A 5,944-nucleotide genomic window follows, 5' to 3' on the forward strand; every position below is an offset into this window, starting at 1 on the left:
TCTTCTTTCAAAAAAGATAAAACCGCTATAGCCATTGAAATTTCAATGGCTATAGCGGTTTTGTAACACGTTTTTTGTCCTATAAGCCACAACGGACAAAAAATAAAAACCCACCTAGCCGTTGTAAATCATCTGCTTTCAGCGGTTACACGACTAGGCGATTCAGTATTGGTGGAGGCGTTATGGCTGCAGCTCTGCACCCTTTTTATTTTCAAAGGTTTCAGAGTGCATCATGTAAATTCCTCTAATTATCCTCTAATTATTTTCAACCGGTTTCAGGCTCAAATAAACGCATTAAACTACAGTTCTTCTACTCTATAGATATTGTATCCTTCATAATAGTAACTGTGATCAATGCCCTTCATATACATTTCTCTGTCATCAATCTTATTAGTCAATGCATTTCTCAATATATGCTTTATTTCAATATCCTTAATCGGACTGCGTTCCATTGCCATAAGGTAGTCATCTTTATCAACCTTGCTCCAGTCAACAACCTTATTGATTTCCTTCTTCAGTATGAGATCAAGCCAGATGCGTGTACTTCTGCCATTACCTTCTCTGAATGGATGTGCTATATTCATCTCAACATATTTCTCAACTATTTCATCAAAGGTCTGCTGTGGCATTTCTTCAATATGCCTGATTGATGCTTCAAGATACATCACAGGGGCAAAACGAAAATTTCCCTTGGAGATATTCACAGTTCTTAACATACCGGCAAAATCATATATTTCGTCAAACAATACTCTATGAATCTCCGAGAGGGCAGCAAATGAACCTGCTTCAAGCTCATCCAGTCTGCCGCTTTCAAATAGCCATGCAGCCTTCTTCTTACTGATTCTTTCCTCTACTCTGGCAAGCTCAGCAGAGTCTGCTATTCCAAGCTTATTAGCAAGCGCCATTACCTTACCTCCAGTATATGTTTATATTTAGACCACAATCTGTGAAATAGGTTTTAAGACCATACCACAAAGAACGTTATAGAATCATTTTTGGTGGAGGCGGTGGGATTTGAACCCACGTCCAGGAGCATTTCCGAAAGACCTTCTCCGAGCGCAGCTGATACTTTATAATTCGCTCATGTGTCGTCATGTCAGCAGACTACACAATCGCTATCCCGCAATTCCCTTGCGCTACCGGGAGCTCACGCAAGGTTTTCCTGCATAATCGACGCCAGCTCCGTTACCTGCAGGTGAATACCGGTTGACGCGCGTTGCTGAACTAAGCAGCTAGTGCGAAATTGTTATTCTTTTTAGCGTTTGAATTTAACCGCCGCTTTTTACGTGGCTCGGCTCCACAGCTCGCTTATCCTTGTTCCACACTCCTGTCGAAACCTGACGCCCCCACAGTTGTCAGAACCTCTCGGGTACCCCCGAAAGAGTTATAAAAGTGTTATAAAGACTATATGAGTAAGATATTATAGTGGAATTGCTCCCTAATTTCAAGAGGAGAAGTCAAGAAACCTTTAAAATCACGAAGTCAAAAAATCTTTAAAATCTTCTTCGAAGGCTGTCCTTAATCGCTCTGTCCATCTTGCGATTAGCTTCCTTCTTGGCGATAGTCTCGCGCTTATCGTAATTCTTCTTGCCCCGACAAAGACCGATTTCCACCTTGCAATAGCCTGCTTCATTGATATATACATTAAGCGGAATCAACGTCAGCCCATCAGTCTTGATTAAGCCTGCCAGCTTGAATATCTCACGCTTGTGCATCAACAGCTTGCGCTCACGAAGCGGTTCGACATTGAACCTGTTGCCTTGTTCATATGGCGAGATATGCATGCCGAGGATGGTAATTTCGCCATTGTATATGTGCGCGTAACTCTCCTTGATGCTGACGCGGCCGGCACGAACCGACTTGATCTCGGTACCGGTGAGTGCGATGCCCGCCTCGTAGGTCTCCTCGACAAAGTAATCATGTCTCGCCTTTTTATTATTTGCTACTACCTTCCTGCTTCTTGCCATCTTTTCCCTTTGATATACTCCCTCTCGAAATATTGCAGCACGCAAATTTTACATGCGATCCCACGTGACTTTCCGCATATGCCGCCGAACTGCCTTGTCATCTCGTACTCTTCTTAAGATTAAGCCGTCACGACATTATAACCTCTTAATCTTGTTGAATGGGAACAATCTCAGTATTGCCTTGCCCTTGATCGCGGACTTCTTAATACATCCAACCTCACTATACCTGCTGTCCACGCTGACAACTCGGTTATCGCCCATCGCAAAATACTCGCCTTCAGGCACCTTGAGCTTATTGACACTTCCGGTCGTGTATCCGTCTTTCAGGTAGTCCTCGCGATATTCCTTGCCGTTGATATACACGCTGCCGTCCCTGATGGTAACCTCATCGCCGGGCAGTCCGATTACTCGCTTAATCAACAGCTTGTCATTGCCTCTCTCATCCTTGAGCTCGGACTTAAATATAATAATGTCACCACGTTTAGGCTCCTTGTCGCCGGCGTAGGCGCGCCTGGCCATGATGACGTAATCATTTGGATTTAGCGTGTCCTGCATTGAAGTCTGCTTGACAATCGTCGGCCTGATAAATGTCAGGATGACTGCAGCCAGAACCGCTGCGACGATTATGTCCTTGATTAAGCTCTTTGCAAATTCACTCATTAATAATCCCTTTCGATTTCCTGCGCTTCTCGAATCCGCTAACAGGCAGCTGATTCGATCCGCTATCCTTCGGCAGAGCTCATGCCCGTTCAAGATGCTTCTGCCGAGTTTCATCAACAAAACTCGGCAGCCTCAGCAGGGTTCAGGCCTGTGCTTGTTCGAGCCCGCTGATAATTCTTTCAAATTCCTCCGGCAAATCTACCTCTATCGACCGTCCCGTCAGTCGCTCCAGAGGCCCGATTCCCTCCTTGAAGGTTATCCTGCAGCTGTGCAGCAGCTGTGTGCTGAGTCCGAAACGCTGCTTGAGCTTCCTGTTAACATCGGCAGCCTTACCTCCGGCATACTTGACATCTCCGATTACCGGATGTCCGACCGATGCCATATGCGCCCTGATCTGATGTGTCCTGCCTGTCACAAGTTTAATCTCGACTAATGTAAAATCCCCAATCCTGCGAATCGGCCTCGCTATCGTCTCTATCTCACGTCCTTCGGAAGCTCCTATATCCAGTATTTTGACGGTGTTGGTCTTCTGATCCTTGATGAGCCTGCCCTTCAAGTCAATCTCCCCATCGGGATGTCCGTACACGATAGTCATATAGTACTTGTCGACCTTGTTCTCTCGTATCATCTCGTTGAGCGCCTTCAGCGAAGCGCTGTTCTTGCCGAACAGCACCGCCCCGGTCGTGTTGCGGTCGAGGCGATTTGCCGGCGCCGGTGCAAATACACGTTCGCGTGGATTGTACTTCCCAGTTTCAATCAGGTAATCCTTGACCTGGTTGGCGAGGTGATTCTTCTTCTCGTTACTATCGCCATGAGTCAGCAATCCGAACGGCTTGTCGGCAACCAGGATATCCTCGTCTTCGTACACAATCTTGAAGCTGCGGCGCACCTTAGAACCAGCGCCGGTCTCGGACGAAGCTGTCCACTCCGCAATCTGAGCATCGCTCATATATAATGTAAGCATATCGCCCGCAGCCAGCATATAGCTGTTGCCCTCACGCTTGCCGTTGACCTTTACGTCCTTGCGAATGACCTTGTAAATCGTGTTCAACGTCGCCTTAGCGAGGTACCTGCGCATGAATTTGTCGAGGCGTCTGCCTGCGTCGTTGGAGTTTATCTCGATTTGCTTCATTTAAGCCTGCTTCCTTTTCTCTAATCGCATCGTATATTGTATCATGCAAAACGCTGATTAACAAGGAACAGAGCCCCTCTATCGTTTGCAATCACAAGTAAAAGAATGTATAATCTGCAGTAAAGTTGCGCTTGGTGCCGCAGCGTTAAGGAGAATCAACAATGAAGAATTTCAAGGATTTATTGCACAACACCAACGATATTATTATCGCGGTCATAATCGTGGTGATGGCTGCCGGCCTGATCGTGTGGCGCTTTAATGTCATTATGAAATACCCGCAGGTTCTCGCAAGCCAGTCGAGTCGCAAGCAGTCCGAAGAGGCTCTAAACTCAGCTTCGAAGCTCAAGACCGGAAGCGCATTTAAAAACGGCGTTCTCAAGAAAGACGTCAGCGTCACGATCAGCGGTGGCGGTGAAGGCGATATCTCTGAGCTGATCGACAAGAACCTGTTTACCGATTATCAGCAGTTCGCTGAAGATGTTAAAGCTCAGGGTTACAACACAGCTGATGTGGATGCGGGAACTTACGCATTCAAGAAGGGTGCATCTGCGGAGTCTGTTATTTCAGATCTTGTAGGTTACTAATACGAGGAGGGATAACAAATGCTTGATAAATACAATCTGACTATGCTCACCGACTTCTACGAGCTCACGATGGCTAACGGCTACTTCCGCTCTGAGGTTCGTGACTACGAAGCTTGCTTCGATATGTTCTTCCGCAAAGTTCCGGATCACGGCGGATATGCGATCATGGCGGGACTTGAGCAGGTCATCGAGTATCTTAAGAGCCTAAGCTTCACAGAGGAGGACATCGCGTATCTGCGCACAAAAGGGATTTTTAGCGAAGAATTTCTGGATTATCTCAAGGATTTCAAATTCACCTGCGACGTATGGGCAGTTCCCGAGGGCACTCCGATATTCCCTCACGAACCGATACTCACAGTCACCGGACCGCTGATTCAGACGCAGTTTATTGAGACCTTTGTACTTCTCACGATTAATCACCAAAGTCTGATAGCCACAAAGGCAAGCAGAGTTGTGAGAGCAGCACAGGGCAGACCTGTTATGGAATTCGGTTCGAGGCGTGCACAGGGTGCATCAGCTGCCATATATGGAGCAAGAGCTGCTTATATCGGCGGATGTGCAGGTACAGCATGCGCAATCGCCGACAGGGACTACGGAGTATCGGCACTCGGAACTATGGCGCACAGTTGGGTGCAGACATTTAGCAGCGAATACGAAGCATTTAAGGAGTACACCAGAATCTATCCCGACAACGCTGTGCTCCTCATCGATACATACAACGTCCTCAAGTCGGGGCTTCCGAACGCCATCAAGGTGTTTAAAGAGATGAAGCCGACCAAGATGGGCGTTCGTATCGACAGCGGGGATATTTCATACCTAACAAAAAAGACAAGAGAGGTTCTCGATGAAAACGGTTTAGAGGATTGCGACATCTTAGTATCCAATTCTCTCGACGAGTGGTTGATCAGAGACGTGATACTTGAAGGAGCTAAGATTGACGCTTTTGGCGTAGGAGAACGGCTGATTACAGCCAAGTCCGAGCCTGTATTTGGCGGTGTGTACAAGCTGGCAGCTATCGAGGATAATGGCGTGATGGTGCCTAAGATGAAGATCTCCGAAAACGTCGAGAAAATTACGAATCCCGGCTTCAAGAGAGTATACAGATTTTTCGATAACGACACAGGCAAGGTCATGGCTGACCTCATCGCGCTTCATGAGGAGAGCGCCCCATTTAAGGATGTCGTCGAGATATTTGATCCTAACGCAATCTGGAAGCGTAAACGGCTGACTAACTTCACAGCCAAGGATCTGTTGGTCAAGGTATTTGACAAAGGCGAATGCGTATATGAATCGCCTGACCTCGAAACGATCCGAGACTACTGCAGGTCACAGATAGAGACTCTATGGAGCGAAATGCTGCGATTTGAGAATCCCCAGACATATTATGTAGATCTATCCAAAAAGCTCTGGAATATGAAGCATGAGCTGCTCGGTAAATTCAGTGAATTCCCTGAGGAATTATAGTCTGAATGAGAATATGAATACATAAAAAGAGCTTGTGCCGTTGCGTTTAAACCGCAGCAGCGCAAGCTTTTTAGGCTTATAGGACAAAAAACGTGTTTTGCTAATCCCAGTAAGAAGGATAATTGTCCTCTCTATGG

At 46.7% G+C, this 5,944-nt stretch carries 6 protein-coding genes and 1 other RNA gene; 2 read left to right on the plus strand and 5 right to left on the minus strand.

Annotated elements, in window-relative coordinates:
- Positions 1-299: 299 nt before the first annotated feature.
- The 5 genes from fic to HMPREF0581_RS02490 all read right to left on the minus strand — a co-directional run bounded on the left by fic (position 300) and on the right by HMPREF0581_RS02490 (position 3,759).
- Positions 300-905, minus strand: coding sequence for a protein adenylyltransferase Fic (gene fic, locus HMPREF0581_RS02475; RefSeq protein WP_036380091.1), 606 nt, complete (start codon positions 903-905; stop codon positions 300-302).
- Positions 906-996: 91 nt separating this feature from the next.
- Positions 997-1,348, minus strand: a transfer-messenger RNA (tmRNA) gene (ssrA, locus tag HMPREF0581_RS08485).
- 145 nt (positions 1,349-1,493) lie between these two features.
- Positions 1,494-1,967, minus strand: coding sequence for an SsrA-binding protein SmpB (gene smpB / locus HMPREF0581_RS02480; protein WP_036380094.1), 474 nt, complete (start codon positions 1,965-1,967; stop codon positions 1,494-1,496).
- A 135-nt stretch (positions 1,968-2,102) separates the two neighbouring features.
- On the minus strand, positions 2,103-2,627 hold the full coding sequence (lepB, locus tag HMPREF0581_RS02485; RefSeq protein WP_036380101.1) for a signal peptidase I: 525 nt from the start codon (positions 2,625-2,627) through the stop codon (positions 2,103-2,105).
- Positions 2,628-2,769: 142 nt separating this feature from the next.
- On the minus strand, positions 2,770-3,759 hold the full coding sequence (locus HMPREF0581_RS02490) for an RluA family pseudouridine synthase (RefSeq protein WP_036380096.1): 990 nt from the start codon (positions 3,757-3,759) through the stop codon (positions 2,770-2,772).
- 161 nt (positions 3,760-3,920) lie between these two features.
- Between HMPREF0581_RS02490 and HMPREF0581_RS02495 the strand changes: the two genes are divergently transcribed.
- Positions 3,921-4,343 carry a peptide chain release factor 1 gene (locus HMPREF0581_RS02495; protein WP_009643120.1) on the plus strand — a complete coding sequence of 141 codons (423 nt, stop codon included), beginning with the start codon at positions 3,921-3,923 and terminating at the stop codon, positions 4,341-4,343.
- 18 nt (positions 4,344-4,361) lie between these two features.
- A complete protein-coding gene (locus tag HMPREF0581_RS02500) occupies positions 4,362-5,807 on the plus strand; it encodes a nicotinate phosphoribosyltransferase (RefSeq protein WP_036380099.1) in 1,446 nt (481 codons plus the stop codon).
- The last annotated feature ends 137 nt before the right edge of the window (positions 5,808-5,944 follow it).

Source organism: Mogibacterium timidum ATCC 33093 (assembly GCF_000525775.1).
GTDB classification, from domain to species: domain Bacteria; phylum Bacillota; class Clostridia; order Peptostreptococcales; family Anaerovoracaceae; genus Mogibacterium; species Mogibacterium timidum.

What these genes read in the sequence shown, in the direction of transcription:
- HMPREF0581_RS02490 (WP_036380096.1), bottom strand. Translation starts at nt 3,759, where the DNA reads ATGAAGCAAATCGAGATAAACTCCAACGACGCAGGCAGACGCCTCGAC.
- HMPREF0581_RS02500 (WP_036380099.1), top strand. Translation starts at nt 4,362, where the DNA reads ATGCTTGATAAATACAATCTGACTATGCTCACCGACTTCTACGAGCTC.
- lepB (WP_036380101.1), bottom strand. Translation starts at nt 2,627, where the DNA reads ATGAGTGAATTTGCAAAGAGCTTAATCAAGGACATAATCGTCGCAGCG.
- fic (WP_036380091.1), bottom strand. Translation starts at nt 905, where the DNA reads ATGGCGCTTGCTAATAAGCTTGGAATAGCAGACTCTGCTGAGCTTGCC.
- smpB (WP_036380094.1), bottom strand. Translation starts at nt 1,967, where the DNA reads ATGGCAAGAAGCAGGAAGGTAGTAGCAAATAATAAAAAGGCGAGACAT.
- HMPREF0581_RS02495 (WP_009643120.1), top strand. Translation starts at nt 3,921, where the DNA reads ATGAAGAATTTCAAGGATTTATTGCACAACACCAACGATATTATTATC.